We start from the raw sequence: 26,652 nt of genomic DNA, 5'->3' as shown, positions 1-26,652 counted from the left end.
TCCGACCGCCGCTACGCGCGGTGTCCGAGCCACAGCACGCCGAGCGGCGGCAGCACCATCGTGGCGCGTCCTTTGTCATCGGCGTGGACGGTGCCCAGGTTGCCCACCCCGGAGCCGCCGTAGGCGAGGGCGTCGGAGTTGAGCAGTTCCTCCCACGCGCCGGATTCCGGCAGATCGAGCGTGAAGTCCGAGATGGGAGCGCCCGAGAAGTTGCAGATCACCGCGACGGTGTTGCCGTGGTGATCGACGCGGGAGAACGCGATCACGTTCGGGTTCCAGTGCGGCTCACCGAGTCGACGGAATGCGGTGCCGTCGCTGTCGCGTGACCACAACGGCGACTGGTCGCGGTAGACGCGGTTGAGGGCGCCGACGAAGTCCTGCAGCTGCCGGTGCGGCGGCTGGTCGAGAATCCACCAATCGATCTCGCGGCTTTCGGACCACTCCGACATCTGACCGAAATCCTGGCCCATGAACAGCAGCTGCTTGCCGGGGTGCCCCCACATGAAGGCGAGGAAGGCGCGCATGTTCGCGAGCTTCTGCCAGTGGTCGCCGGGCATACGCGTGAAAAGCGTGCCCTTGCCGTGGACCACCTCGTCGTGGCTGATCGGGAGGATGAAGTTCTCGCTGAACGCGTAAACGAACGAGAACGACAGCTCGCCTTCATGGTGCGAGCGGTACATCGGGTCACGCTTGAAGTACTCGAGCGAGTCGTTCATCCACCCCATGTTCCATTTGAAGCCGAAACCCAGCCCGCCCGCGCTCGTGGGGGCGGTGACGCCGGGGAAGCTGGTCGACTCTTCGGCGATCATCGCGATGCCGGGGTAGCGCTTGTAGGCGGTGGCGTTGACCTCCTGGAGGAAGCGGATGGCCTCGAGATTCTCCCGTCCGCCGTAGATGTTCGGCTCCCACTCGCCCTCCTCGCGGGAGTAGTCGAGGTAGAGCATGGAGGCAACGGCATCCACGCGCAGCCCGTCGACGTGGAACTCCTCGAACCAGTACAGCGCGTTGGCGACGAGGAAATTCCGCACCTCGTTGCGGCCGTAGTCGAAGATCAGGGTGCCCCAGTCCTTGTGCTCGCCGCGCCGGGGGTCCGGGTGCTCGTAGAGTGCGGCGCCGTCGAATCGGGCCAGCGCGAAGGCATCCTTCGGGAAATGACCCGGCACCCAGTCCATGATGACGCCGAAGCCCGCCCGGTGGAGCCGGTCGATGAGGTAGCGCAGATCGTCGGGGCTGCCGAATCGGCTCGTCGGCGCATAGTAGCCCGAGACCTGATACCCCCACGAGCCGCCGAACGGGTGCTCGGCCAGAGGCAGGAACTCCACATGGGTGTACCCGACCTGCGTGAGGTAGTCGATCAGGGGCTCTGCGGCATCTCGGTAGCCGAGCCCGGGCCGCCACGAGCCGAAGTGCAGCTCGTAGGTCGACATCGGCTGATCGAGCGGCGTGTGGGCCGCGCGTGCGGCCATCCACGCCTCGTCCCCCCAGGTGTAGGAGGACTCGGTGACGACGGATGCCGTGGCCGGCGGCAGTTCGGCCGCCTGGGCCATGGGGTCGGCCTTCATGATCCAGCCGTCGTGCGCAGTGAGGATCTCGTACTTGTAGGTCGTACCGGCCGAGAGCCCTGGGACGAACAGCTCCCAGATCCCCGATGACCCGAGGCTGCGCATGGCGTGCGAACGCCCGTCCCAATCGTTGAAGGAACCCACGACGCGCACGGCGCGCGCATTGGGGGCCCAGACGGCGAAGGAGACCCCGTCGACCCCCGCGAAGTGGTGCACGTCTGCACCGAGCACGTTCCAGAGCTCCTCGTGACGCCCCTCACGGATGAGGTGCTGATCGACGTCCCCGAGCGTGGGGAGATGGCGGTACGGATCATCTGCGCGGAAGTCGGGCGCACCGTCATACGTCGCGACGAGTTCGTAGGCCTCCGGACGTGTCGGAGCGCTGCCTTCCCAGATCCCGGAGCGGACGTGCGCGAGCGGAATCCGATCGCCATGCGGTGTGACGGCGGTGACGCTGGATGCCATCGGCCGCCGAGCGCGCACGACCCACCCGTCGGTGCTCTCATGCACGCCGAGGACGTCGTGCGGCGCGTAGTAGGAACCGTCGGCGACGGCGTCGAGGGTGCTCTCGGGGACGGTGCTCATGAGCGCTCCTTCACGTGCAGGATGTGGACGGGCTCGGCGAACGCATCGAGGCGTACGAAGGCATCCTGGTTCCAAGTCCAGACGGCTCCGGTGATGAGGTCCTCGACCTCGAACTCCTCGCCGCGCGGCACACCCCACACGGTCGAATCGAGGTGGATGGTCGTCTGGCGCACCGACCGGGGATCGACATTGACCACGACGATGATCGTGTCCGAGACGCCCGTGTCGGTGAGCGCGCCATCGATGTGCTTGCTGTAGACGAGGATCGCGTCGTCGTCGCTCCAGTGGATCGTGAGCCCCCGGAGCTGTCGGAGCGCCGGGTGGGCCCGGCGAATCTCGTTGAGCCGCCGCAGGAACGGCGCGAGGGAGTCGCCGTCGGCTTCGGCCTGATCCCAGTCGCGGAACTTGAACTCGTACTTCTCGTTGTCGATGTTCTCTTCGGATCCCGGTCGCGCGACGTTCTCGTACAGCTCGTAGCCGGCATAGACGCCGTAGGTCGCTCCGGCCGTCGCTGCGATCGCGGCGCGGATCTTGTAGGCGGGGCGCCCGCCGTACTGCAGGTACTCGGTGAGGATGTCGTGCGTGTTGACGAACAGGTTCGGACGCATGAAGTCTGCGGTCTCGTCGGAGATCGACTGAAGGAACTCCTCGAGCTCCGCCTTCGTGTTCCGCCAGGTGAAGTACGAATAGCTCTGCTGGAAGCCGGCCATCGCGAGGCTTTGCATGATCGCGGGGCGCGTGAAGGCCTCGGAGAGGAAGATCACGTCGGGGTCGTCGGCGTTCACCGTCGCGATGAGCCACTCCCAGAACTGTAGGGGCTTCGTATGCGGATTGTCGACGCGGAAGATCTTCACGCCTTGTGCTACCCAATGACGCACGACGCGCAGCATCTCGGCGTAGATGCCGGCGGGGTCGGTATCGAAGTTGAGGGGATAGATGTCCTGATACTTCTTCGGCGGGTTCTCGGCGTAGGCGATCGTGCCGTCGGGGAGCACCGTGAACCATTCGGGGTGCTCCGTCACCCAGGGGTGATCGGGCGCCGCCTGCAAGGCGAGATCGAGGGCGACCTCGAGACCCTGCGCCTGTGCCTGGCGCACGAACCACCGGAAGTCGGCAGGTGTTCCCAGTTCGGGGAGGATCGCATCATGGCCCCCCTCGGCGGCGCCGATGGCGTAGGGGGATCCCGGGTCGCCCGGGAGGGCCTCGAGCGTGTTGTTGCGCCCCTTGCGGTTGATCCGCCCGATGGGATGGATGGGCGGCAGGTACACGACATCGAAGCCCATGCCGGCAACGCCGGGGAGGCGTCGCGCAGCCGTGCGGAACGTGCCGCTCTTGACGCTGCCGTCCTTCTGCCGCTTGGCGCCCTCGGACCGAGGGAAGAACTCGTACCAGGCGCCGACACCGGCGCGCTCGCGCTCGACGAGGAGCTCCAGATCAGGGCCGGAGGTGTGCAACGCGGCGAGCGGACGCTCGCGGAAGAATGCCGCGATCTCGTCGTCGCGCACGATCCGGAGCGCCTCCTCATCGCTAACGGCGGCGTCCCGCAGCACGCCGGCGGCGTGCTTCAGGGTGCGTGCCTGGGCAGCTCCACGGTCCTTCTCGCGAGCAGCGCGGTCGAACAGGAGCGCGCCCATCTCGCGCATGAGCGCGGCGTCCACTCCCGCCGCGATCTTGAGGTCGGCGGCGTGCTGCCACGTCGCGGACTCGTCTGCGAAGGCCTCGAAGCGGAACGTCCACACGCCTACCTCGCGCGGCGCGATGAGCGTGCGCCAGCGGTCGAACCCGTCATGCAGGGGCTCGAGGCGATGCAGCGACTCGGCGCCGGAAGGCGATACGAGACGCACGTGGACGCCGATGCGGTCGTGGCCCTCGCGAAAAGCCGTGATCTGGAAGGGCACCGCCTCGCCGGAGAACGCGGACGGGCGGAACCTCGGATCGGGCGTCGATGGCCGCGGACGCGAGAGTGGAATGCGGCCGAGCCGCGTCGCCGGGACCGGCGTCGAGGAAGGGACCGCGGGTCGCAGCGGGATCGGCGAGGTGCTGCGCAGCACCCCGGCGGACGGGTCGGGTCGAGTCGTGGTGGCCACGTCTCGAACCTACCGCCCCGGTGCCGTCGATGAACAGGAGTCCACGCGGAACAGGTGCAGGGACGTCCCCGGCATCTCGATCGCATCGCCGGGGCGGAAGACCCGCTCGTCGAGGTCGGGGCGGTCGGGCGCGCTCGACCACAGGGACGTGAAGCGATCAGCCCCCGGAACCGTCGGCAGGGTGACGGACGTCGGACGCTCGTTGCCGTGGATCACGAGGAGGATCCGGTTGGGTCCCTCAGCATCGGGCGTCGACTGAGCGTCGTACTGCAGCGTGCGGTGCGCCGGGTCGCTCCAGCGCTCGTGCGACATCGTCTCGCCGTTCTCGTCGTACCAGTCGATCACCGATGCGTTCGGAACCGTGTGCACGGCGTGCGCGAAGCGCCGCGGACGCAGCGCCGGGTTCTCGTGGCGGAGCCGGATCAGTCGGCGCGCATGCGCGAGGAGATCCTCCTGCCACGGCGCGAGGTCCCAGTTCACCCACGTGAGCGGGGAATCGTGGCAGTAGGCGTTGTTGTTGCCGCGCTGCGTGCGTCCCATCTCGTCGCCCGCGGTGATCATCGGGACGCCGGCTGAGAGCAGCAGGGTACCGAGGAGATTGCGCATCGCCTTACGCCTGGTCGCGAGGATTGCGGGGTTCTGCGTCGAGCCCTCGGCGCCGTGGTTGAACGAGCGGTTGGTGTCGGCGCCGTCGCGGTTCTGTTCGCCGTTTCCCATGTTGTGCTTGACGTCGTAAGAGACGAGATCCCGGAGCGTGAATCCGTCGTGCGCCGTGACGAAGTTGACGCCCGCGAGAGGGCCGCGGGCCTCGTCGAATGTGTTCGACGAACCGGCGAGGCGCGTCGCGAAGCCGCCGACTCCCGCGGGTGGAGTCGACGCGCGCCGTGCGTAATCGACGTCACTCAACCAGAAGTTCCGCACCCGGTCGCGGTAGCGATCGTTCCACTCGCTCCAACCCGCTCCGAAGTTGCCCGTCTGCCATCCGCCCATCCCGACGTCCCACGGCTCCGCGATCATCTTCCGCTCGCGCAGCAGCGGATCGTCGATGATCTGCCGGAGCAGCGGATGATCTGGTCGGAACTCGTGGTGGGCGTCACGACCGAGCGTAGGCGCGAGATCGAATCGGAAGCCGTCGATCTGCACGTCGTCCGCCCAGTAGCGCAGGGAATCCAGGACCAGGCGCGCCGCGGCATCCGTCGAGGTGTTGACGGAGTTGCCGCATCCCGTCACGTCGATGTATGCACCGTCGTCATGCTGGCGGTAGTAGCCCGCATTGTCGATTCCGCGCAGGCTGGATCGGGGGCCGCCGAGCTCGAGTTCGGAGGTGTGGTTGTAGACGACGTCGAGCAGCACCTCGATGCCCGCGGCGTGCAGAGCCCGCACCATGTCCTTGACTTCGCGGAGCACCGCGTCGGGGCCCGCCGCGAGAGCCTCGGCAGTCGCATACGCGCCGTGCGGCGTGAAGAAGTTGAGGGTGTTGTAACCCCAGTAGTTCGTGAGGCCGTGCTGAAGCAGGCGCGGCTCCGTCTCGAACGCCTGGATCGGTAGCAGCTCGACCGCCGTAACCCCGAGCGAGAGCAGATGATCGATCGCGGCGGGATGGGCGAGACCTGCGTAGGTGCCGTGGAGGGCGGGCGGTACTCCGGGGTGCCGCTTCGTGAGGCCTTTGAGGTGGGCTTCGTAGATGACCGTGCGGTCCATCGGCGTGCCGGGGCGGCCGACGCCCTGCCAGTCGTAGGAGTCGTCGACGACGACCGAGCGCCACTCCCCGAGGCGCACGGGGGCGAGGCCGCGCGCGTACGGGTCGAGGAGCAGCGTCTCTTTGTTGAACGTGTTGCGGGGGGCCGCCGGTCCGTCGACCCGGAGAGCGTAGTGCGCGCCGGGACGGAGCTCGGGTGTCGTCACCTCCCACACATCGCCACCGACCGGAGTCAGGGGGAGGGTGCCGGTGATCCAGTCGAGATCGGTCGCATCCACGAGGACGAGCTCGACAGCCGATGCCGCCTCCGACCACACGCGCAGCGTGCCGCCGCCGGGGCCCAGCGTCACGCCGAGATCGTCGAGCGCGGAGGAGAGCAGCGCAGGGCGCGGGGGCTTCGGGCTGGCCATGCGAACTACAGTAGTAAGGCCGCGGGGCCCGGACCGCATCCCGCACCGCGCCGGCCGGGGACATCCCGCAGACACCGCGGAGGGACCATGATCTACCTGGATCACGCCGCCTCGACACCCCTGCGCGAGAGCGCGCGTGTCGCATGGCTCGAGGCGTCGGCGTCGACCGCGAACGCGTCGTCGGTGCACGGCGCAGGCCAGGAGGCGCGGCGTCTCCTGGAGGATGCGCGCGACCTCGTCGCCCAGCTCATCGGATGCGAGAGCATCGAGGTGGTCTTCACGAGCGGCGGCACCGAGTCGGTGAACCTCGCGTTGCAGGGCCTGTGGCAGGCCCGAGCGGACGGTCGCGACGCCCTCGTCCTCCCCGACGGCGAACACCACGCGACGCTCGACACCGCTGCGTGGCTCCAGACCCAGGGGGCGGTCGTCCGCGCCGTGCCAGTCGACGGTCTCGGGCGCATCGACGGCGCCGCATTCATGGCCGCTCTGCCGCGCGCGGCCCTCGCGACGGCCCTCGTCGTGAACAACGAAGTGGGCACGGTTCAGGATGCCGCGGAAATCGCCGCGGCGGCATCCGAAGCGGACGTGCCGCTGCACCTCGACGCCGTCGGCGCCGTCGGGCACCTTCCGGTCTCGTTCCGCGCGTGGCGCGGCGAAGCGGCGGGTGCGGCGGGGCTCGTGGCGCTGAGCGCCTCCGGTCACAAGTTCGGGGCACCGGTCGGGACGGGGTTCCTCGTCGTGTCGCGGTACGCGCGCCTCGCCCCCGTCCTGCACGGCGGTGGCCAACAGCGCGGGCTGCGCTCTGGCAGTCCGGATGTCGCCGGCGCGGCCGCACTTGCGGCTGCGCTCGACGAGGCGACGGCGGAACTGGAGGCAGAGGCGGCGCGGCTGACCGAGCTCGCGGAACGGCTGACGGTCGGCATCCTGCAGCGCATGCCGGGCGCCGAACTGCTCGGCGACCCGATCGGCCGTGTGCCGGGCAACGTGCACGTCCTCTTTCCTGGCGCGGTGGGGGAGTCGATGCTTTTCCTCCTCGACCAGGCCGGCATCTCGGTATCGACCGGATCGGCCTGTCAGGCGGGGGTCGCAGAGCCATCGCACGTTGTCCTCGCGCTCGGACGCGACGAGCGTGCCGCGCGATCGGTGCTGCGCTTGACGCTCGGGCGCACCTCCACCGAGGCGGACGTCGATGCGGCGCTCGCCGCTCTGCCGGATGCCTACGCGCGGGCTTCCGGGGCGCGCTCAGCCGGGCGCTCGTAGACTGGACGCATGCGGATCCTTGCGGCCATGAGCGGTGGTGTCGACTCGGCCGTCGCGGCTGCGCGGGCCGTCGAGGCGGGCCACGACGTCGTCGGTGTGCACCTCGCGCTCTCGCGCGCGGGGGGCACGCTTCGCACCGGCAGCCGCGGCTGCTGCACGATCGAAGACGCGATGGATGCCCGTCGCGCGGCCGACCTCCTCGGCATCCCGTTCTACGTCTGGGACTTCTCCGAGCGATTCCGCGAGGACGTCATCGCCGACTTCGTGTCCGAGTACCAGGCCGGACGCACGCCCAATCCCTGCATGCGGTGCAACGAGAAGATCAAGTTCGCCGCGCTCCTCGAGCGGGCTCTGGAACTCGGTTTCGACGCCGTGTGCACGGGACACTACGCGACGCTCGTCGAGACTCCGGACGGGCGCGAACTGCACCGCGCGAGCGACGAGGCCAAGGATCAGTCCTACGTACTCGGCGTGCTCACCGCCGACCAGCTCGCACACACCTACTTCCCGCTGGGATCGACCCCTTCGAAGGCTGTCGTTCGGGCCGAGGCCGCGGCGCGCGGGCTCACCGTTGCTCAGAAACCCGACAGCCACGACATCTGCTTCATCCCCGATGGCGACACCCGTGGCTGGCTCGCAGAGAAGGTCGGCGCGCAGTCGGGCGAGATCGTCGACCGGTCGGGAGCTGTTGTCGGCCGTCATGACGGGGCGCACGCCTATACGGTCGGCCAGCGTCGCGGGCTGTCTCTCGGCATTCCCGCGCCCGACGGCAAGCCGCGCTTCGTGCTCGAGGTGCGTCCCGTCTCGAACACGGTCGTCGTCGGTCCCAAAGAGGCGCTCGCAACCGCCCGGATCGCGGGAGAGCGATTCACATGGGCGGGGCGGACCCCGGCATCCTCGTCGTTCGACTGCCACGTGCAGATCCGCGCTCACGCCGAGCCCGTGCCCGCGCGCGCCGAGATCGATGCGGATGGGGTCACGGTGGTGCCCTCTGTGCCGTTCGAGGGCGTCGCACCCGGCCAGACAGCCGTCCTCTACGACGGCACGCGCGTCATCGGACAGTTCACGATCGACCGGACGGTCTCCGCGGTTCCGCTGCCCGCCTGAAGTCACCCCATCGCCTTCTCCCCATCCCGTGGATCTCGCGATGTCTCCACAGATCGCCGACGCGCACCGGCGTCAGTCCTCTCTCGCACCTACCGTGACGGGAACGACGCGGAGGTGCGGGATGGAGACGAGAGGCGGGCGCGGCCGAGCGCGCCGAGGGTGGTGGGCCGTGGCCGGCGGCGCGGTGATCGTCGTCGGCGCTCTGGCCGGAGTGAGTCTCGTCGGCGCGGGTGATCAGTCGTCGTCCGCGATCGCGGAGCGTGCGAGCCGTTTGGCCGCGGTGAACGGCGACGAACAGGTCGGCTACGACGACGGCGTGGTGTCGACACCGTGCTTCTCGTTCACACAGCCCGATATCGGCACTCCGTGGATGCTCGTGGCCGGCACACGCGGGTGCGCGGTCGCGCTCATGCCGCGGGGAGGCGACATGCTCACCGAGTTCCACGTGCGCGGACGGACCGGCAGCGGGACGGTCGAGGACGTGCTGAACGACGCGGTGGTTCGGGCACGGGACGCGGGTGAGCCGGTCGAGCGCGCCGAGGTCGTGGTGATCGCGGGGCGCGACGTCGGGGTGATGTTCCAGACGACCAGGGACGGCCTTCGCGTCGCCACCTACCTCGTTCCGATCCCGGCTGTGGCTTCGCGCGACGGGGCGCCGGTCGCCGTCGTCGATATCGGCGCGCTCATCAGTCCGTGGCACGATGACGTCGTCACCCGCATCATCGGATCGCTGCCGGGTGCCCGCGAGGCCCCGGATGTCGGAGGCGGTTCGTAGACTGAGGCGGTGGCACCGACACCGGAATCCGAGCTGACACTCGCGCAGGCGCACGACGAGGCCGAGCGCCTCACGGACAAGATCGTCGGAGCCCGCGACGCGTACTACGGCCGCGATGCCGAGATCGTCGACGACGCGACCTACGACGGGTGGATGCGGCGGCTCGAGCACCTCGAGGCCCTGTATCCCGAGCTGCAGGGGCAGGACTCGCCGACACTGAGCGTCGGCGCGGCCGAGTCGACGATGTTCGCCCCCGTCGAGCACGCCGAACGCATGCTGAGCCTCGATAACGTGTTCTCTCCCGACGAGCTGCGAGACTGGTGTGTCAAGACGCAGGGCTCGGCGGGCCGTCCGGTGCGGTGGCTGCTCGAACTCAAGATCGACGGACTCGCGATCAGTCTGCGGTACGAGCGCGGCGTGCTCGTCTCCGCCGCGACGCGCGGCGACGGACGGGTGGGCGAGGATGTCACGGTGAACGCGGTGCGGGTGGCGGGTATCCCCACCCGACTGCTCGGCGACGGGCATCCCGACGTCGTCGAAGTGCGCGGCGAGGTATATATTCCGGTTGCGGCATTCGATGACCTCAATCGTCTCCAGGCTCGGATGCGCGAACGAGTCGTCGACGACATGCGCGCCCGCGGCGTCGACGAGGAGCGGGCGGAGCGCAGCGCCGCCCGGAGGTTCCCGGCGTTCGCCAATCCGCGCAACGCGGCCAGTGGAGGTCTTCGACAGCAGCTCGACAAGAAGGGCGGACTCGAACTCCAGGCGGGGCAGGCCCGGCTCGATTCGCTGCGACTGCTCGTTCACGGCATCGGCGCGTGGCCGGATCCGCCCGTGGACTCGCAGAGCGAGGTCTACGAATTGCTTGCGGCGTGGGGTCTCCCCACGAGTCCCTACTTCCGGACGTCGGAGACCGTGGACGGCGCCGACGGAGTGCTCGATTACGTTGCGCACTACGGCGAGCATCGTCACGACGTCGAGCACGAGATCGACGGGGTCGTCGTGAAGGTCGACGAATTGGCTCTGCACGACGAACTCGGCGCCACGAGCCGCGCCCCGCGCTGGGCGATCGCCTACAAGTACCCTCCGGAGCAGGTGAACACGAAGCTGCTCGACATCGTCGTCTCGGTGGGTCGGACGGGGAGGGTGACGCCCTTCGCCGTGATGGAACCTGCGCTCGTCGCCGGTTCCGTCGTCCGGCAGGCGACCCTCCACAATCAGGACGTTGTGAAGGCGAAAGGAGTCCTGATCGGCGATACGGTCGTGCTCCGCAAGGCCGGGGATGTGATCCCCGAGGTGCTGGGCCCCGTCGTCGAGCTGCGCGACGGGACGGAGCGAGCCTTCGTCATGCCCGCGCACTGCCCGTCCTGCGGGACGCCGCTCGCGCCGTCGAAGGAAGGCGACATCGATCTGCGCTGCCCGAACACCCGTTCGTGTCCGGCGCAGGTTCGGGGGCGCGTCGAGCACATCGGCTCGCGGGGCGCTCTCGACATCGAGGCACTCGGCGAGGTGACGGCGGCCGCGCTGACGCAACCGACCGTGCCGACTGAGCCGCCGCTCGAGACCGAGGCCGGGCTGTTCGACCTCACGCTCGAAGAACTCGTGCCGATCGAGGTCATCGTCCGCGACGCGGAGACCGGCGAGGAGAAGATCGACGAGAAGACCGGGATGCCGGTGCGTCGTGCTCCGTTCCGGCGCAACCCGTCACCCGCCGAGAAGAAAGACGGCATGACGGGGCCGCAGCCGTCGGCACAGGCGTTGACGCTGCTGGCGGAGCTCGAGAAGGCGAAGACGAAGGATCTCTGGCGCTTCTTGGTGGCGCTGAACGTCCGGCATGTGGGGCCGGTCGCCGCCCGCGCGCTCGCGCAGTGGTTCGGTTCCGTCGCGGCGATTCGCGCCGCGAGCCGTGACGAGCTCGCGGCGGTCGAGGGCGTCGGCGGCATCATCGCCGACTCTGTCCTCGAGTGGTTCGAGATCGAGTGGCATCGCGACATCGTCGCACGCTGGTCCGCCGCCGGCGCTCGGCTCGAGATTCCGGGGCACCCCGGACCGGGAGCGGCCGTCGCTGCCGGGGGAGTGCTCGAGGGGCTGACCGTCGTGGCGACCGGATCGCTCGAGGGCTACACACGCGAAGGGGCACAGGAGGCGATACTTGCGGCGGGCGGCAAGGCCGCGTCGAGCGTCTCGAAGAAGACCGATTTCGTCGCCGCCGGTCCGGGAGCGGGTTCGAAGCTCTCGAAAGCCGAGGACCTCGGCATCCGTATCATCGACGCCGCGCAGTTCCGCATCCTCGTCGAACAAGGCCCCGCCGCGCTCGACGCGCTCGACCCGGACGCGGGCTGACCGCTCTCAGCGGTCGGGCTGGGTGAGCGCGAGGAGCGACTCGCGCACTTGGCGACGCAGAACCTTGCCGATGAGCGACGTCGGGAGCTCGTCCACGACGAAGATCCGGCGCGGCACCTTGTAGGGCGTCAGGATGCCGCGCGCGAACTCGCGAATCGCCTCGACGTCGACGTCCCTCGTCCCGTCGAGCACGCCAGCGGCGACGACCTCTTCTCCGGAGTGCTCGCTCGGAAGGCCCACGACAGCGGCGTCCACGACATGGGGGTACTGGCGAAGAGCGCTCTCGACCTCGGTGGGGGCCACGTTGAATCCGCCGGTGATGATGAGTTCCTTGATGCGGTCGACGATGCGCACGAACCCCTCCTGGTCGATCTGCACGATGTCACCGGTGCGGAACCAGCCGTCGACGAGCACCTCCTCAGTCGCCTCGGGCTTGCCGTAGTACCCCTGGAAGACCTGCGGTCCGCGCACGACGAGTTCGCCGCGTTCGCCTTCGGGCACGTCGCGTGTCGGATCGTCCGGGTCGACGACGCGGCACTCCGTACCCGGAAGCGGCAGGCCCACCGTGCCGGGCTTGCGGTTCGGGGCGACCGGATTCGCCATGAGCACGGGGGAGCACTCGGACAGGCCGTAGCCCTCGACGAGGTAGCCGCCGGTTGCCGCTTCGAACGGGACGACCAGCTCGTGCGGCAGCGCCATCGCCCCCGAGATCGCGATCTCCGTGCCGGCGAGCGACACACCCTCCGCCTGCGCCGCCTTCAGAAGGCGGTCCGCGATCGGCGGGACGAGCGGCAGGAACGTCGCCGGATGCTTCTTGGTGACCTCGAGGACCATCGCCGGTTCGAACCGGGGAAAGAGCACGAGACGTGCCCCCATCGACATCGCGAAGGTGAGGCACAGGGTGAGGCCGTACGCGTGGAACATCGGCAGCACGGCATACACCACGCAGCCCTCGCCGCGGCGGATCGACGGCACCCACGCCTGTGCCTGCCGGGCGTTGGCCAGGAGATTCCGGTGTGTCAGCACGGCGCCTTTGGGCGTGCCCGTCGTACCACTCGTGTACTGGATGATGGCGACGTCGTCGGTCGCGGGGCCGGGGAAGGATGCCGACAGCTTCGGCACCGCGAGGAGCTTCTCCCACGGGGTGGCTCCGCTCGTGCGCGTCGTGAGCGCGTCGCGCGATTCGCGCGCCTTCGCGATCGGCAGGCGCAGCGCGAGGCGCAGGGAGAGCGGCATGGCACGGGTCACGTCGACGCTGACGAGGTTCTCCACGGCCAGGTCTGCGGGGAACTCCTGCACGGTGTGGACGACCTTGCTCCACACGATCGCCGTCTTGGCGCCGTGATCCTCGAACTGCTTGCGCAGTTCCCGCGGGGTGTAGAGCGGATTGTGCTCGACGGCGATCGCGCCGAGCCGCAGGATCGCGTAGAACGCGACGATGTGCTGCGGACAGTTGGGCAGAACGATCGCGACGGTGTCGCCCTTTCCGACTCCGAGCGCCTTCAACGCCGCCGCTGCGTGTTCGACGGCATCCATCAGCTCCCGATAGGTCATTTCGCGGCCGAAGAACTGCAGCGCGGGCGCATCGGGGTAGTCGCGCGCGGACGACGCGACGATGTCGAGGAGCGAGCCCGTAACCGCGGGGAGATCGGCGGGGACCCCCTCGGCGTAGCTGCGGATCCAGGGGCGCGGAGGGTCGTACGTGCTCACGCGTGCCAGCCTAGCCGTGGGCGCACGAGGGCATGAGAGGGCGCTGAGCGCCCAACTAGACTGTCGTGGTGTCTGAAATCACCCCCGATCTCGTGCGCCATCTCGGCGTGCTGGCCCGCATTCAGCTGGATGACCGCGAAGTGGAGCGCCTGACCGGCCAGCTCTCCGCGATCGTCGACAACATCGCGAAGGTGTCGGAGGTCGCGACTCCCGACGTGCCCGCGACGAGCCACCCGATCCCGCTCGAGAACGTCTTCCGACCTGACGTCGTGGGCGGCATGCTGAGCGTCGAGCAGGTGCTCCAGAATGCTCCGGATGCCACGGACGACCGTTTCAAGGTCACGGCGATCCTCGGGGAGGAGCAGTGAGCGACATCATCCGACTGACTGCCGCGGAGCTCTCCGCGAAGCTGAGCGCTGGCGAGGTCTCGTCCGTCGAGGCGACGCAGGCGCACCTCGACCGCATCGCCGCCGTGGATGGCGACGTCCACGCCTTCCTGCACGTGAGTGACCACGCACTCGAAGTCGCCGCGGAGATCGACCGCCGCCGCGCCGCGGGGGAGCAGCTCGACGCACTCGCCGGTGTGCCCCTCGCGATCAAGGATGTGCTCGTCACGACCGACATGCCGTCCACGAGTGGATCGAAGATCCTCGAGGGTTTCCTCTCTCCGTACGACGCGACGGTCGTCGCGCGCTCGCGCGCGGCGGGCCTCGTGCCCCTCGGCAAGACCAACATGGACGAATTCGCGATGGGCTCCTCCACTGAGCACTCCGCGTACGGGCCGACGCGCAACCCGTGGGACCTGGATCGTATCCCTGGCGGCTCCGGTGGTGGCTCGGCCGCGGCCGTTGCGGCCTTCGAGGCCCCGATCGCGCTCGGCTCCGACACGGGCGGTTCGATCCGGCAGCCCGCGCACGTGACGGGCACCGTCGGCATGAAGCCGACCTACGGGGGCGTCAGCCGCTTCGGCGCGATCGCGCTGGCATCGTCGCTCGACCAGGTCGGTCCCGTCTCGCGGACGGTCCTCGATTCCGCACTCCTGCACGACGTCATCGGCGGATATGACCCGAGTGACGCGACGTCGCTCGAGGACGCCTGGCCGTCGTTCGCCGCTGCCGCGCGCGAGGGCGCGACCGGCGATGTGCTCAAGGGGCTCAAGATCGGCATCATCCGGGAGTTGCCCGACTCCGGATTCCAGGCGGGCGTCTCCGCCTCGTTCCGCGCCTCGCTGGCTCTTCTGGAGGCCCACGGCGCCGAGATCGTCGAGGTCAGCGCTCCGCACTTCGAGTACGGCGTCGCCGCGTACTACCTCATCCTCCCTGCCGAGGCGTCGAGCAACCTGGCGAAGTTCGACTCGGTCCGCTTCGGGCTGCGTGTGGATGTCCCCGGCGGCACCGTCGAGGACGTCATGGCGCGCTCGCGCGAGATCGGCTTCGGCGACGAGGTGAAGCGTCGCATCATCCTCGGCACGTACGCGCTCTCCGCGGGCTACTACGACGCCTACTACGGGAGCGCGCAGAAGGTGCGCACGCTGATCCAGCGCGATTTCGACGCGGCGTTCGCCGGTGTCGATGTCATCGCCACGCCCTCCGCGCCGACGACAGCGTTCCGGTTGGGGGAGAAGATCGACGACCCGCTGCAGATGTATCTCAACGACGTCACGACGATCCCGGTGAACCTCGCGGGCGTTCCCGGCATCTCGATCCCCTCGGGTCTCGCGGAGGAGGACGGCCTGCCGGTCGGCATCCAGTTCATCGCGCCCGCGCGCGAGGATGCGCGCCTGTACCGAGTGGGGGCGGCGCTCGAAGCGCTGCTGGTGGATTCATGGGGTGGTCCGCTGCTGGACCGCGCGCCCCGACTGGGAGGGAACCTCTGATGGCGAAGGTCGCACTCATGGACTTCGACGAGGCGCTCGAGCGCTTCGAGCCCGTGCTCGGCTTCGAAGTGCATGTCGAGCTCAACACAGAGACGAAGATGTTCTCGGCGGCCGCCAACCCCGCGCACGAGCGCAACCACGGCGCGGCGCCGAACACGCTCGTCGCCCCGGTCGACATGGGACTGCCCGGCTCCCTGCCGGTCGTCAACGAGCAGGCCGTGCGCTATTCGATCTCTCTCGGCCTCGCGCTCGGCTGCTCGATCGCGCCGTCGAGCCGGTTCGCGCGCAAGAACTACTTCTACCCCGATCTCGGTAAGAACTACCAGATCAGTCAATACGACGAGCCGATCGCGTTCGAAGGCCAGGTCGAGGTCGAACTCGCCGACGGCACGACGTTCGACATCCCGATCGAGCGCGCGCACATGGAGGAGGATGCCGGAAAGCTCACTCACATGGGCGGGGCGACCGGCCGGATCCAGGGCGCCGAGTACTCGTTGGTCGACTACAACCGCGCCGGCGTCCCGCTCGTCGAAATCGTCACGAAGCCCATCTTCGGCGCGGAGCACCGCGCGCCCGAGCTCGCCGCCGCCTACGTGCGGGCGATCCGCGACATCGTGATCGGCCTTGGGATCTCCGAGGCGCGCATGGAGCGGGGGAACCTGCGCTGCGATGCGAACGTGTCATTGCGCCCCCGTGGGCAGGAGAAGCTCGGCACGCGTACGGAGACCAAGAACGTCAACTCCATGCGATCGGTCGAGCGCGCGGTCCGCTACGAGATCCAGCGGCAGGCGGCGATCCTCGCAGCGGGCGGATCGATCACGCAGGAGACGCGGCACTGGCACGAGGACACCGGGACCACATCACCCGGGCGACCGAAGTCGGATGCCGATGACTACCGCTACTTCCCCGAACCCGACCTGCTGCCGGTCGCTCCGTCGGCCGAGCTCGTCGAAAGTCTGCGGGCCGCGCTCCCCGAGCCTCCCGCGGCCCGGCGTCGGCGACTCAAGGCCGAATGGGGCTTCACGGACCTGGAGTTCCAGGACGTCGTCAATGGGGGGCTGCTGAACGAAGTCGAGGCGACCGTCGCGGCGGGGGCCGCACCTGCCGCCGCCCGCAAGTGGTGGACGGGTGAGATCACGCGCCTCGCGAACGCCGAGGGCGTCGAAGCGGCCTCGCTCGTGTCGCCGGCATCCGTCGCCGACCTGCAGAAGCTCGTCGACGCCGGCACGCTCACCGACAAGCTGGCACGCCAAGTGCTCGAGGGTGTCATCGCGGGGGAGGGCACTCCGCAGGAGGTCGTCGATGCCCGCGGGCTCGCGGTCGTCTCCGACGATGGCGCGCTCATCGCCGCGATCGACGAGGCGTTGGCCGCACAGCCCGATGTGCTCGCGAAGATCCGCGACGGCAAGGTGCAGGCGGCGGGCGCCGTCATCGGTGCGGTCATGAAGGCGATGCGCGGTCAGGCGGATGCCGCACGCGTGCGGGAGCTCGTGCTGGAGCGTGCGGCGCAGTAGTCCTCCCGTTCCTCCCTCGCGTCCGTGTCGGTGGTGTGGGGGAGGATGGACGCATGGGGCGGGGTGACGGCAGTGGACGGCGGGTGTCGCCGGCCGACGCCGACGACACCGGCACGAGGATCCTTCACGTCGACATGGACGCGTTCTACGCGTCGGTGGAGGTGCTCGACGACCCGACGCTCGCGGGAAAAGCGGTGATCGTCGGCGGGATGGAGGGGCGCGGCGTCGTGTCCAGCGCGACGTACGAAGCACGCCGCTACGGGGTGCGGTCGGCGATGAACGTCGCCCAGGCGCTTCGCCTGTGCCCGCACGCGATCGTGGTGCCGCCCCATTTCGAACGGTACAGCGCGCTCTCGCGTCAGGTCATGGGCATGTTCCACGACATCACCCCTCTCGTCGAGCCCCTGTCGATCGACGAGGCCTTCCTCGACGTGTCCGGCGCACGGCGCCTGTGGGGTTCGCCCGGCCGGATCGCGAGGGTCCTGCGTGAGCGTGTCCACGCGGAGACGGGCCTCATCTGCAGCGTCGGCGTCGCCGCGACCAAGCACGTCGCGAAGATCGCCTCGACGCTGTCGAAACCGGACGGACTGCTGATCGTGAACGAAGCCGAGACGCGCGCATTTCTCGCCGCGCTCCCCGTCCGCGCGCTCTGGGGGATCGGTCCGAAGGCCGCCGAGGCCCTCGAAAGCCGCGGCATCCGCCTCGTCGCCGACATCCTCACGGCCCCCCGCCCGGTGATCGAGCGTGCGCTCGGACGCGCGGGCGGCGCCCGCATCTGGCAGCTCGCGCAGGGGATCGACCCCCGCGACGTCGAGACGGAACGGACCGAGAAGAGCGTCGGGCATGAAGAGACGTTCCTTCAGGACATCTCGGACCGCGGTGCGCTCCGCAGCGAACTGCGTCGCCTCGCCGACCGCGTCGCCGCGCGTCTGCGCTCCGGCGGCTGGGAGGCCGCGGGCATCGCCATGAAGCTCCGCTACGCCGACTTCACGACGCTGTCACGGTCGACGACCCTCGCAGAGCCCACGGATGTCGGTCAGCGCATCGGCGAGACGGCGATCGCGCTCTTCGACGATCTCGACCTCGCGCAGCCGGTGCGCCTCATCGGTGTGCGTGCCGAGCGCCTGAAGCCGAGTGGGGCCGGGGCGCTCGCGCTGTGGGACGACGACGCGGAGTGGCGGCGGGTCGATGCCGCACTGGACGACGCCCGCGAGCGATTCGGCGGTGGTGCGGTCACCCGCGCGAGCGTGCTCGGGCCGCGCCGCGACACGGGTGCGCTTCCGACGAACCCGCGCCTTCCGCGGCTTCCGAACGACGGCGCACCGTCGCGGTAGCTCGGCGCAGCGGCTACGGTGGAGCCATGCCCAATCTCGCACTCGAACTCGGCAAGCAGACCGCATCGCTCGGCGTCACGAGCGTGTACGGAGAGCAGCAGGATATCGACGGCGTGCGGCTCGTTCCCGTCGCGCTGACATGGTCGGGGTTCGGCGCGGGCGAAGACCCCACCGGCGGCAGCGGCGGAGGAGGCGGTGGCGTGGCGATTCCCGTCGGTGCATACATCCGCGCGGGCGACGGAGTGCGTTTCGAGCCGAACCTGGTGTCGCTTCTGGCGGTCGGAATCCCGTTCGTGTGGGTGGCCGGTCGCGCGCTGAGTCGCGTCATCCGTGCCCTCAAGCGCTGACGGTTTCGACGCGGCACTCGAGCGCGCCGCGGTGGCCGTGCTGGATGCCGCGGGCCGACTCGGCTCCGCGTCCCCTCCGATCGTCCTGATCGATGGACGGTCCGGCGCTGGGAAGTCGACACTCGCCTCGCTGCTGCACGACCGTTGGCGGGGGGAGGTCCAGCTCGTCGCTCTCGACGACATCTACCCCGGGTGGGACGGACTTGCCGCGGGCGCGGAGACACTCACGAGTGCCATCCTCGACCCACTTGCCAAGGGCCGCGTAGCGCAGTGGCAACGGTGGGACTGGGCGGCGGACGCGCCGGGTGCGCCGATGACGGCACGGCCCGACCTCCCCCTGATCGTCGAAGGGTGCGGCGCGATCACCGCGGCATCCGCAGCGCGTGCGCAGATCCGGGTGTGGCTGGAGTCCCCGCACGATGCGCGACAGGCGCGGGCGCTCGCCCGCGATGGCGAGACCTACCGTCCCCACTGGCAGCGCTGGGCGGCGCAGGAGGCGCGGCACCTCGCCGATGACGACCCCACGGCACACGCGACGATCGTCGTCGACGTTCCCTGAGTGCCGATCCGTCAGCTTCCGATCGCCTCGACAAGTCCGTCAAGGCGGAAGCCCAGCCAGTTGTAGACGCCGAAGCGCGGATGGTGAAGGTCGGTGGCGTCGTCCACGATGCCGAGGCGGGTCGCCAGCACCAGCCGGAGGGCCGTCAGCGTGCGGAGCCACGCCGACACCTCGTCGTCATCGAGTCGCAACGGCCGCATCTCGGTGTTCTCCGCATCGGTGAGCATCGCGACGTCGACGGCGACGCCCGCGCGCGCGAGAGAGGCGGAGACGAGGTCGGCGTCGGTGCGGCGCCGCTGGAGCAGATCGGCCTCGGTGTAGCGGCGGAACTCCGCCGCGGCCTCGGCGTCGCCGCGGTAGGCGTCGGGTACCAGGCGCGCAACTGCGGGGTCGTCCCTGACTCCCGTGTCGGCGGCGTCCCCCAGGACGTCCAGGAACTGCGAAACGAGATCCGCCAGGTGCGCGCCCTCGAGTACAGAGAGCTCCATCGTGAGCATGCTCACCCTCCGCCCTCGCGGACGGTGGCCCACAAACCGTAATCGTGCATGGCCTGCACATGCAGCTCCATCTGTTCGCGCGCCCCCTCGGCCACAACGGCGTGGCCGTCGTGGTGGACGGCGAGCATCAACCGCTCTGCGCGCTCGCGCGAGAAACCGAAGTAGGTGCGGAACACGTGACTCACGTAGCTCATGAGATTCACGGGATCGTTCCAGACCACGGTCTGCCAGGGCCCGGACGTCGCCGCCACCTCACCCACGGCTGCGTCTTCGAGGGGAAGCACGGATTCCACGGCATCCATCACGCCCACCCGAGTTCGTGCAGTCGTGCGTCGTCGATCCCGTAGAAGTGGGCGATCTCGTGGACGAGCGTGGTGTGCACCTCGTCGCGCAGTTGGCTCTCGTCGTCGCACGTGTGCAAGTGCGGTTCACGATAGACGATGATGCGGTCCGGCAACTCACCGACGCCGTAGCGGTCGCGTTCGGTCAGTGCCAGGCCGTCGTAGAGCCCCAGAAGGTCGAGGGAACCGTCCTCCGGACGGTCCTCGACGACGAAGATGACGTTGTCGAGGCCGTCGATCATCTCGTCCGGCAAGAGATCGAGCTCCTCGGTGACGAGCTCATCGAAGGCGTCGGCGTCCATCTCGAACATCGGGATCTCCCATCGGGGGAGGACTTGGGGTGGCTAACGGGGCTTGAACCCGCGACCCCCGCGACCACAACGCGGTGCTCTACCAACTGAGCTATAGCCACCATGTGCCTGTTTCCAGGCAACCAGTCGATTGTATTACACGCTCGGGGCGTACGTTGACACGGCGCTGGCTGCGGCGGTGCGTGCCGCGTCGCTGGAAGGTCCCGGCGCCGGGACGAAGACCGCTTCGCGATAGTAGGCGAGCTCACGGATCGACTCGCGGATGTCCGCGAGCGCGCGGTGCCCGCCGTCCTTCGCGGGGGCGTTGAAGTAGGCACGCGGGTACCAGCGTCGGGAAAGCTCTTTGATGCTCGAGACGTCGACGTTGCGGTAGTGGAGCCAGCGGTCGACGCGCGGCATGAAGCGGGCGAGGAACATGCGGTCGGTGCCGATCGTGTTGCCGGCGAGGGGCGCCTTGCCTTCGGGGACGAAGCGTTGAATGTACTCGAGCGCCTCGAACTCGGCCTCGGCGAGGCTCACCCCGCCGGGGATCTCGTCGAGCAGGCCCGAGCTCTCGTGCATCTTCGTCACGAAGTCGTTCATGTGCGCGAGTGCGGAGTCATCCGGCTTGATCACGATCTGGAAGCCCGGATCGAGAACGTTGAGCTCGAAATCCGTGATCACGATCGCGATCTCGACGAGCTCGTCGACCTCGAGGTCGAGCCCGGTCATCTCGCAGTCGATCCAGACGAGGCGGTCGTTCTCCGCGGCATTCACCATGGCACTCATCCTAACGAGCGGTCCCGACGTGACCCGTGGCGCCCGCTACGCTGGGAGGGCGCCTCCGTAGCTCAGTGGAAGAGCGACGGCCTTCTAATCCGTGGGTCGCAGGTTCGAATCCTGCCGGGGGCACTTTTTCAGACGTACTAGAACCTGAGACATCGGAGGATGTCTTCGGTGCGGTGATTGCGGCGAGCTGTTGGGTGAGGCGGATCGTTGCCTCGCCGTCTTCTCCGAGGTCGATGCCTCTCGTGAGTGCCTGGTTCGCGAGGCGCTTGCCTTGGTCGTCGGTTCGTGCGTACATGGTGGCGCAGTCGATCAGGAGGCGCAGCGCGGCGGTGAGGTGACGCCGGGTGCCCTCGCTACCCTCGCGCTCGCGGGTGAGGCGGCGGTCAATGTCGGCGAGTCCTGCGCGGATGCGGTCCTGGTGCCGTTTGAGGGTATCCAGGTCGATGGCGTCGGCGAAGTACGCTGCGAGCAGCTTCTCGCTCTCGTCCTGGAGGCGCTTGCGGTTGGCCATGAGTTCCGCGATCTCGGACGACTTCGAGGCGAGCCGTTCGTCGAACGCCGCCTCAACCTGCGCGGCCAGGGCGGCGTCCTGCGCAGACGAAGTACGCGTATCGGATGCCCTGGCTGTTGGTCGGGAAGTCAAGTTGCATCCGTGATCCGCAGGATCCGCAGAACAGTGACCCTTTGAGGTGGTGGTCGTGGATGCGGCGGCGCTCGGAGGTGAGCTTCCGAGAGTCCAGGAGCCGTTGCACTCGATGAGATCATCCTCAGCCAGCAGCAGCCCGACGGTTTCCCCGATGAGCAGCCGCATCAAGACCCCGCGGCCTGCGTTCGTGGCGGCGTACATCGGTTCGGGTTCACCGAGCATCGCCTTCAGCAGCACCATCCACGACGTGACCGGGATGTCGAGCAGCACGCGGACCTGCTTGTCCTTGCGGAGCGCATCGTACGCCGCGTGCCGGGTACCGGTGCGCATCAGGGCATCACAGATCTGCTCAACGCCGCTCTGGGCGACATCGGCAGCCCATTCGAGCAGGACGAGCAGTTCGATGGCTCGCGCGACGGCAATAAGCACCGGCGTCGAGGTGTCTGCGCTCTCCTCGACACGGTTGTATTGATCGTCGATCGTCTTCAACAGCGGATGGTCATCCACGATCGGATGCACGCGGGTGCTGAACCGATCCGGGTCACGGAATGACGAGACGTTCGCACGGCGTGCCTGATGCACCGAGCAGAGGAGGCCTTGAGCGCGTTCTTCGTAGATGCAGGTGATCCGTACCGCGTGAGTGATGACGCCCCAGGGATCGCGCGCCTCCCGCGTCGATTTCGCCCGCATCACGTCGAACGCGGCAGAGACTGCCTCCCACGGGTCGAGTTCGTGCCTACGGGCGAGGGCGGCGTACTTGTCGCAGACGAACTGCATGAGGTCCGCCGCGACAGGGTCGTGTGCCCAAGCTTGGTCGCCGTGTTCGTGGAGCTGGCACAGCAGGCAGCGCAGTCCTTCGCTGGTGCGGAACTGTCGCGTTCGTAGATCGGGTGGTTCTGGTTGTGGGGTGGTTTTGGTCATGGCTTTCACGCCTCCTCGTGTTGAGGTGCGTGTCAGCCATCCCGTCGGTGGCAGAATCCACCTCTTTCTCGACTCAACGCCTTGTCACTGTGTGAAGGTCAAGGCACAGGCGAAGGAATCTTTCGGCGCTCCGAACGTTTGACCTTGTCACGGTGACAAGGTGTGAAGTAGGTTGAGGAGGTATTGAGATGGTCGAAATGAGAACGGACACACCAGGAACCCGGCTGAGGGATGCCTTGTCGGTCACCAGCGCGTCGGCGCGTTTGCAGGCTGCTTTGACGGCCGGTACTCGGCCGGATGAGTCCTACATCGAGGTGCTTGTGGAGCGTTGCGAGGTGGAGCCGGACTTCTTCGTCCGGGACATGCTGACGTGGGCGTTGACCAGGCATGATCCTGCGTTGACGGTGGCGGCCGTGTTGCCTCAGCTTCGTTCCGCATCGGCTCAAGCGCGCAGCCAGGCGTTGCATACGCTCTCGAAGATCGGTGACCCTGCAACGGGGGCTGCAATCACCGTGGATCTCCTCCACGACGAGAACGTCGAGGTGGCTCGTGCAGCATGGCGTACCGCCGCCGGGCTCGTCCCTGCCGGTCACGAGGCTGAGCTGGCCGAGGAACTGGTCAGCGAGCTCGGGCGGGGAGATCGCGAGACGCAACGTAGCCTCAGTCGCGCGTTCGCCGTCCTTGGAGCCGCTGCTGAGACGGTCGTCGAAGACGCGGCGAGCAGCCAAGACCAGGCGGTGAGTGCGCACGCTGTGGCAACGTTGGCGATCATGGCTGACCCTGATGAGGGGTTCGATGCGGCGATCGCGGAAGCGAAGCGGGTTGTCGCTCTTCGTGGGGCACCAACGGTGAAGGAGCAGTAGTTGCTGATCGGTGAGGTGGCGCAGCGTTCGGGTATCAGTGCCCGGATGCTGCGTCACTATGACCGGATCGGTTTGGTGTCCCCGTCGGAGCGAACAACGGGTGGATACCGGGAGTACTCCGAGAGCGATATGCGTCGGCTGTTCCACGTCGAAGGGTTGCGCTCTCTGGGGTTGAGTCTTGCTCAGATCGCGGACGTGATCGATGATCGTGCGTTCGATCCCGCAGTGATGGTCGAGAACGTCATCGAACGCATGCGAGAGCAGATCACGCAGGGGCAGGAACTGGTGCAGCGACTGGAAGACGTGCAGGCCACCGCCCCGAAAACGTGGGCTGATGTCCTGCGCACCATCGGACTCATCCGAGGGTTGGAATCGCCAAGCCCTTCACGCCGACAGCAACTGGCCTTGAAAGCTGCCGAACCCGACCAGCGTGATGTTCCCGTACTCGTCGAGGCCATGCTGCGCGAGAACACTGAAGACGCTGCCGGTGCCCTGCAATGGGCTATCGCCCGAAGTGGGGACGCAGCGATCCCCGTTCTTACCCAGGCCTTGGACTCCCCGGACAGCGAGCGGAGGCGTCGCGCATTCGATGCCCTGGTGAAACTCGACACCCCTACCGCGGTGCGAGTCATCATGGGACTGACGAAACATGAGGATCTTCGTATCCGAAACCGAGCGATCATCACCCGCGCACAACACGGCAAGAAAGGCGCCGTCGCCGCGCTGATCGGACTCATCAGCACCGGTCAGGACGATGTCGAAGCCGCTGACGCGCTCACAGAACTCGCCCTCCGCGACGAGCAAGTCGATCACGTCATGGCGGCACTGGCAACGGCGCTGAAGACCGCAAAACCCGACGCCCGCCGGCGCTTGGTCGGCGCACTGAACGATCTCCCGCCGGACGCGACAAGAGACACGCTCACGTCGCTGCTCGATGATGAAGACCGCGCCACAGCGCTCACCGCCAGATTCATCCTCGACACGCAGACCAAGAACAACCGAGCGTAGCCGTCGGGCACTCAACGTGCTCCGCGCACGACCCGACCTCCTCGAACGACAGCACAGACGTTTGAGCTGCCACGCGTCTTGCAGATGCGGCAGAAAGGCCCCGAACCAACTCAGAGTTGACGCCCCCGCTGCCCCCGCTGGCAGGAACGATCCAGCCCGGGGTGGAATGCCGCCCGTGGAGCATCGAGACCTGTAACTTCTGGGGCGATAATGGGCTCATCGCGAATGAGAGTGTAGGAGCGTTCGTTCGGTTCAAGTCCGATGAGCTGCACCGCATCACCTCTTCGCCGTTCGGGTCTTCCGCCGGCGCGCGCACAGGCGTAGCGTCGGGCGCGACGGGAGAGGAGTCATCATGAGCACCACTTCGTCCACCCTGTGGGTCGCTTACGGCGCCGAAGGCAATGTCGTCGGCACGGTCCGACACGAGGGCGACGGCTACATCGCGACGATCGCTGGAGCCGACGCGAGCCTGGGCACATATCCGACCATGGAGATCGCCAAGAGCGCACTGCACGCTCACCTGCCTCTCGGTTCGGACTGGCCTCGCTTCCAGGAGCACTGACGCGCGTCGGTCGCCGCGGCGGTGATCAGGTCGCGGATGCTTCCGCATGAGCGGGGGCATGGGTCGACCGCCGCCGTCGATCGAACAGGGGCAGGGTGCGGTGCACCAGAGGGCCGATGCCCGCGGCGAAGAGGATCGTTCCGAGACCGACCGTGCCGCCGAGCAGCCACCCTGCCGCCAGCACGGATGCCTCGACGCACAACCGCGCCAGCCACACCGGCCACCCGAAACGCGCGTTCAGCCCGGTCATCAGGCCGTCGCGCGGACCGGGACCGAATCGCGCACCGATGTACAACCCGGACGCCAGGGCGAGGAGCAGCATCCCGCCGAGGAAGACGAGCACCTGCACGATGAATCCGTTCGCGGCGGGCAGTACCGCGAGTGTCGCCTGCATGCTCGTTCCCACGAGGAGGATATTCGCGACGGTGCCGATCCCCGGACGCTGGCGGAGCGGGATCCACAGCAGCAGGACGAGGAACCCGACGATGTTCGTGATCCAGCCGATCCCGATGCCGGTCTGGCGTGAGAGTCCCTGCGCGAACACCGTCCAAGGGTCGAGGCCGATTCCGGCGCGCACCATGATCGCGCAGCCGGCGCCGTAGAGCACGAGGCCGACGAGAAGTTGCGTGATGCGAAGCGCCATATACGCACCGTAACGCCAGATTGGACTGATACCACCAGTCCAATTGCACTATCGTGGCCATGTGGACTCCCGAATCAGCGCTCGCGCCCTTGCCGTTGCGCTCGGGGGGTGGCGCACGCGTGAACCTGCGTACGAAGCCCTCGCCGACGGCATCCGGCTGCTGTGTCTCGATGGCCGGATCGCGGCGCGGACTGCGCTGCCCGCCGAGCGCGAGCTGGCCGCCACGCTGAGCCTGAGCCGCAGCACCGTGGCGGCTGCGTACGGCAGCCTCCGCAGTACCGCGCACATCACGAGCGTGCGCGGTTCGGGCAGTGTGACCCTAGCCGTGCGGGGGCGCGAACCCGGTCGGGTGCTCGTGAGCGCAGAAGCGATCGACCTGCAGCAGGCGAGCCCGGCTGCGTGGCCCGGGTTGGCGGGGATCATGAGCGAGGTCGCAACGGATGCCGCGTCCCTCGTCGCGCGCGCGGGGTACGAGATGCGGGGATCGCTCGCCCTGCGCGAGGCTATCGCTGCTCGCTATTCTGCGTCCGGCCTGCCCACAGACGCGGATGAGGTGATCGTCACCACCGGCGCGCAGTCTGCCATCCATCTGCTGGCTCAGACGCTTCTTCGTCGAGGCGATCGAGCGCTCATCGAGACTCCGACCTATCCGCACGCCGCGGAGGCCCTCCGCGGCGCCGGAGCCCGGTTGGTGGGCGTGCCGGTGTCCACGTCGACGGGGTGGGACCTCGATCGCGCGCGGCAGGCGTTCGCCCGCACACGCCCGCGCATCGCCTACCTCATGCCGCGGTTCCAGAATCCGACGGGCCGCACGGGTCAAGTCCCGTGGCGTGGTGTCATTCCGTTGTTCCCTGTGGGTGGGTGGTGGTCAGGCGGTGAGGTAGAGCTCGGGGCGGGCGGGTTCTGTGTGTTCGTGCAGGGTGT

The 26,652-nt window shown here is 68.3% G+C and carries 25 protein-coding genes and 2 tRNA genes; 16 read left to right on the top strand and 11 right to left on the bottom strand.

The window, feature by feature from the left end; genetic code table 11:
• Positions 1 to 11: 11 nt before the first annotated feature.
• Genes glgB through glgX form a run of 3 tightly spaced genes read right to left on the bottom strand, consistent with a single transcriptional unit; the run spans position 12 to position 6,343 of the window.
• Positions 12 to 2,147: a 1,4-alpha-glucan branching protein GlgB gene (glgB, locus tag WFI52_RS11730; protein ID WP_336627203.1), complete on the bottom strand. Its 2,136-nt coding sequence runs from the start codon at positions 2,145 to 2,147 to the stop codon at positions 12 to 14.
• Positions 2,144 to 4,234, bottom strand: a complete 2,091-nt coding sequence (locus WFI52_RS11725) for a maltotransferase domain-containing protein (protein ID WP_442927760.1) — start codon at positions 4,232 to 4,234, stop codon at positions 2,144 to 2,146. Before WFI52_RS11725 ends, glgB begins: the two co-directional genes overlap by 4 nt.
• Positions 4,235 to 4,243: 9 nt before the next feature.
• Positions 4,244 to 6,343 (bottom strand): glycogen debranching protein GlgX, encoded by a 2,100-nt coding sequence (gene glgX / locus WFI52_RS11720; protein WP_336627202.1) that lies wholly within the window; start codon positions 6,341 to 6,343, stop codon positions 4,244 to 4,246.
• 87 nt (positions 6,344 to 6,430) lie between these two features.
• On the opposite strand from glgX, the gene WFI52_RS11715 reads away from it, so the two are divergent.
• The 4 genes from WFI52_RS11715 (at position 6,431) to ligA (ending at position 11,828) form a co-directional block, all read left to right on the top strand.
• Complete coding sequence (locus WFI52_RS11715) at positions 6,431 to 7,603, top strand: cysteine desulfurase family protein (RefSeq protein WP_336627201.1); 1,173 nt, start codon at positions 6,431 to 6,433, stop codon at positions 7,601 to 7,603.
• Positions 7,604 to 7,612: 9 nt separating this feature from the next.
• Positions 7,613 to 8,710 (top strand): tRNA 2-thiouridine(34) synthase MnmA, encoded by a 1,098-nt coding sequence (gene mnmA / locus WFI52_RS11710; RefSeq protein ID WP_336627200.1) that lies wholly within the window; start codon positions 7,613 to 7,615, stop codon positions 8,708 to 8,710.
• A gap of 169 nt (positions 8,711 to 8,879) precedes the next feature.
• Positions 8,880 to 9,485: a hypothetical protein gene (locus WFI52_RS11705; protein WP_336627199.1), complete on the top strand. Its 606-nt coding sequence runs from the start codon at positions 8,880 to 8,882 to the stop codon at positions 9,483 to 9,485.
• 153 nt (positions 9,486 to 9,638) lie between these two features.
• The gene (gene ligA / locus WFI52_RS11700; RefSeq protein WP_442927765.1) at positions 9,639 to 11,828 is read left to right on the top strand and encodes an NAD-dependent DNA ligase LigA; all 2,190 of its coding nucleotides are present in this window, start codon (positions 9,639 to 9,641) and stop codon (positions 11,826 to 11,828) included.
• 6 nt (positions 11,829 to 11,834) lie between these two features.
• Here ligA and WFI52_RS11695 read toward each other — a convergent pair whose 3' ends face one another.
• Positions 11,835 to 13,538, bottom strand: a complete 1,704-nt coding sequence (locus WFI52_RS11695) for a long-chain-fatty-acid--CoA ligase (protein ID WP_336627197.1) — start codon at positions 13,536 to 13,538, stop codon at positions 11,835 to 11,837.
• Between the two features lie 68 nt (positions 13,539 to 13,606).
• Here WFI52_RS11695 and gatC point away from each other — a divergent pair, with 68 nt between their 5' ends.
• From gatC to WFI52_RS11665, 6 genes are read left to right on the top strand one after another with little or no spacing between them, the layout of a single operon-like run.
• Positions 13,607 to 13,906, top strand: a complete 300-nt coding sequence (gene gatC, locus WFI52_RS11690; RefSeq protein WP_336627196.1) for an Asp-tRNA(Asn)/Glu-tRNA(Gln) amidotransferase subunit GatC — start codon at positions 13,607 to 13,609, stop codon at positions 13,904 to 13,906.
• The gene (gatA, locus tag WFI52_RS11685; protein ID WP_336627195.1) at positions 13,903 to 15,414 is read left to right on the top strand and encodes an Asp-tRNA(Asn)/Glu-tRNA(Gln) amidotransferase subunit GatA; all 1,512 of its coding nucleotides are present in this window, start codon (positions 13,903 to 13,905) and stop codon (positions 15,412 to 15,414) included. Before gatC ends, gatA begins: the two co-directional genes overlap by 4 nt.
• Positions 15,414 to 16,928: an Asp-tRNA(Asn)/Glu-tRNA(Gln) amidotransferase subunit GatB gene (gene gatB / locus WFI52_RS11680; RefSeq protein ID WP_336627194.1), complete on the top strand. Its 1,515-nt coding sequence runs from the start codon at positions 15,414 to 15,416 to the stop codon at positions 16,926 to 16,928. The genes gatA and gatB overlap by 1 nt, the downstream gene beginning before the upstream one ends.
• Positions 16,929 to 16,981: 53 nt before the next feature.
• Positions 16,982 to 18,262: a DNA polymerase IV gene (locus tag WFI52_RS11675; RefSeq protein ID WP_336627193.1), complete on the top strand. Its 1,281-nt coding sequence runs from the start codon at positions 16,982 to 16,984 to the stop codon at positions 18,260 to 18,262.
• A gap of 26 nt (positions 18,263 to 18,288) precedes the next feature.
• Positions 18,289 to 18,609: a hypothetical protein gene (locus tag WFI52_RS11670; RefSeq protein ID WP_336627192.1), complete on the top strand. Its 321-nt coding sequence runs from the start codon at positions 18,289 to 18,291 to the stop codon at positions 18,607 to 18,609.
• On the top strand, positions 18,593 to 19,168 hold the full coding sequence (locus WFI52_RS11665; protein WP_336627191.1) for a hypothetical protein: 576 nt from the start codon (positions 18,593 to 18,595) through the stop codon (positions 19,166 to 19,168). Before WFI52_RS11670 ends, WFI52_RS11665 begins: the two co-directional genes overlap by 17 nt.
• Positions 19,169 to 19,179: 11 nt before the next feature.
• Here the strand turns inward: WFI52_RS11665 and WFI52_RS11660 are convergent, their stop codons facing one another.
• The 5 genes from WFI52_RS11660 to orn form a co-directional block, all read right to left on the bottom strand.
• Positions 19,180 to 19,665: a DUF2017 family protein gene (locus WFI52_RS11660; protein WP_336627190.1), complete on the bottom strand. Its 486-nt coding sequence runs from the start codon at positions 19,663 to 19,665 to the stop codon at positions 19,180 to 19,182.
• Positions 19,666 to 19,667: 2 nt separating this feature from the next.
• Positions 19,668 to 19,967, bottom strand: a complete 300-nt coding sequence (clpS, locus tag WFI52_RS11655) for an ATP-dependent Clp protease adapter ClpS (RefSeq protein WP_336627189.1) — start codon at positions 19,965 to 19,967, stop codon at positions 19,668 to 19,670.
• The gene (locus WFI52_RS11650) at positions 19,967 to 20,317 is read right to left on the bottom strand and encodes a metallopeptidase family protein (RefSeq protein WP_336627188.1); all 351 of its coding nucleotides are present in this window, start codon (positions 20,315 to 20,317) and stop codon (positions 19,967 to 19,969) included. Before WFI52_RS11650 ends, clpS begins: the two co-directional genes overlap by 1 nt.
• Positions 20,318 to 20,342: 25 nt before the next feature.
• A tRNA-His gene (locus tag WFI52_RS11645) sits at positions 20,343 to 20,418 on the bottom strand.
• Positions 20,419 to 20,452: 34 nt separating this feature from the next.
• A complete protein-coding gene (orn, locus tag WFI52_RS11640; RefSeq protein ID WP_336627187.1) occupies positions 20,453 to 21,076 on the bottom strand; it encodes an oligoribonuclease in 624 nt (207 codons plus the stop codon).
• 60 nt (positions 21,077 to 21,136) lie between these two features.
• On the opposite strand from orn, the gene WFI52_RS11635 reads away from it, so the two are divergent.
• A tRNA-Arg gene (locus WFI52_RS11635) sits at positions 21,137 to 21,208 on the top strand.
• Between the two features lie 440 nt (positions 21,209 to 21,648).
• Here the strand turns inward: WFI52_RS11635 and WFI52_RS14215 are convergent.
• Complete coding sequence (locus WFI52_RS14215; protein ID WP_442927764.1) at positions 21,649 to 21,735, bottom strand: hypothetical protein; 87 nt, start codon at positions 21,733 to 21,735, stop codon at positions 21,649 to 21,651.
• A 305-nt stretch (positions 21,736 to 22,040) separates the two neighbouring features.
• On the opposite strand from WFI52_RS14215, the gene WFI52_RS11625 reads away from it, so the two are divergent.
• From WFI52_RS11625 to WFI52_RS11610, 4 genes are all read left to right on the top strand, one after another.
• A complete protein-coding gene (locus WFI52_RS11625; protein WP_336627185.1) occupies positions 22,041 to 22,283 on the top strand; it encodes a hypothetical protein in 243 nt (80 codons plus the stop codon).
• A 557-nt stretch (positions 22,284 to 22,840) separates the two neighbouring features.
• The gene (locus WFI52_RS11620) at positions 22,841 to 23,515 is read left to right on the top strand and encodes a HEAT repeat domain-containing protein (RefSeq protein WP_336627184.1); all 675 of its coding nucleotides are present in this window, start codon (positions 22,841 to 22,843) and stop codon (positions 23,513 to 23,515) included.
• Positions 23,516 to 24,523 carry a MerR family transcriptional regulator gene (locus WFI52_RS11615; RefSeq protein ID WP_336627183.1) on the top strand — a complete coding sequence of 336 codons (1,008 nt, stop codon included), beginning with the start codon at positions 23,516 to 23,518 and terminating at the stop codon, positions 24,521 to 24,523. It begins immediately after the preceding gene.
• A gap of 352 nt (positions 24,524 to 24,875) precedes the next feature.
• On the top strand, positions 24,876 to 25,085 hold the full coding sequence (locus WFI52_RS11610; protein WP_336627182.1) for a methyltransferase: 210 nt from the start codon (positions 24,876 to 24,878) through the stop codon (positions 25,083 to 25,085).
• 25 nt (positions 25,086 to 25,110) lie between these two features.
• Here WFI52_RS11610 and yczE read toward each other — a convergent pair whose 3' ends face one another.
• Entirely contained in the window at positions 25,111 to 25,728 is a 618-nt protein-coding gene (gene yczE, locus WFI52_RS11605) for a membrane protein YczE (protein ID WP_336627181.1), read from the bottom strand.
• A 61-nt stretch (positions 25,729 to 25,789) separates the two neighbouring features.
• Here yczE and WFI52_RS11600 point away from each other — a divergent pair.
• Positions 25,790 to 26,652, top strand: an 863-nt coding sequence (locus WFI52_RS11600; protein ID WP_336627180.1) for a PLP-dependent aminotransferase family protein, incomplete at its 3' end; no start/stop codon positions are given.

It is taken from the genome of Microbacterium sp. MMO-20 (assembly GCF_037147735.1).
In the GTDB taxonomy this organism is placed as follows: domain Bacteria; phylum Actinomycetota; class Actinomycetes; order Actinomycetales; family Microbacteriaceae; genus Microbacterium.
Note: the sequence above shows the minus strand (reverse complement) of the source record. Positions and strands in the feature narration are given on the sequence as shown.

Excerpts from the sequence above, each read along its gene's own strand:
- glgB (WP_336627203.1), bottom strand. The coding sequence starts at position 2,147 with ATGAGCACCGTCCCCGAGAGCACCCTCGACGCCGTCGCCGACGGTTCC.
- glgX (WP_336627202.1), bottom strand. The coding sequence starts at position 6,343 with ATGGCCAGCCCGAAGCCCCCGCGCCCTGCGCTGCTCTCCTCCGCGCTC.
- WFI52_RS11715 (WP_336627201.1), top strand. The coding sequence starts at position 6,431 with ATGATCTACCTGGATCACGCCGCCTCGACACCCCTGCGCGAGAGCGCG.
- mnmA (WP_336627200.1), top strand. The coding sequence starts at position 7,613 with ATGCGGATCCTTGCGGCCATGAGCGGTGGTGTCGACTCGGCCGTCGCG.
- ligA (WP_442927765.1), top strand. The coding sequence starts at position 9,639 with ATGCGGCGGCTCGAGCACCTCGAGGCCCTGTATCCCGAGCTGCAGGGG.
- gatB (WP_336627194.1), top strand. The coding sequence starts at position 15,414 with ATGGCGAAGGTCGCACTCATGGACTTCGACGAGGCGCTCGAGCGCTTC.
- WFI52_RS11675 (WP_336627193.1), top strand. The coding sequence starts at position 16,982 with ATGGGGCGGGGTGACGGCAGTGGACGGCGGGTGTCGCCGGCCGACGCC.
- WFI52_RS11670 (WP_336627192.1), top strand. The coding sequence starts at position 18,289 with ATGCCCAATCTCGCACTCGAACTCGGCAAGCAGACCGCATCGCTCGGC.
- WFI52_RS11660 (WP_336627190.1), bottom strand. The coding sequence starts at position 19,665 with ATGCTCACGATGGAGCTCTCTGTACTCGAGGGCGCGCACCTGGCGGAT.
- clpS (WP_336627189.1), bottom strand. The coding sequence starts at position 19,967 with ATGGATGCCGTGGAATCCGTGCTTCCCCTCGAAGACGCAGCCGTGGGT.
- WFI52_RS11650 (WP_336627188.1), bottom strand. The coding sequence starts at position 20,317 with ATGTTCGAGATGGACGCCGACGCCTTCGATGAGCTCGTCACCGAGGAG.
- orn (WP_336627187.1), bottom strand. The coding sequence starts at position 21,076 with ATGGTGAATGCCGCGGAGAACGACCGCCTCGTCTGGATCGACTGCGAG.
- WFI52_RS14215 (WP_442927764.1), bottom strand. The coding sequence starts at position 21,735 with ATGCAACTTGACTTCCCGACCAACAGCCAGGGCATCCGATACGCGTAC.
- WFI52_RS11620 (WP_336627184.1), top strand. The coding sequence starts at position 22,841 with ATGGTCGAAATGAGAACGGACACACCAGGAACCCGGCTGAGGGATGCC.
- WFI52_RS11610 (WP_336627182.1), top strand. The coding sequence starts at position 24,876 with ATGAGCACCACTTCGTCCACCCTGTGGGTCGCTTACGGCGCCGAAGGC.
- yczE (WP_336627181.1), bottom strand. The coding sequence starts at position 25,728 with ATGGCGCTTCGCATCACGCAACTTCTCGTCGGCCTCGTGCTCTACGGC.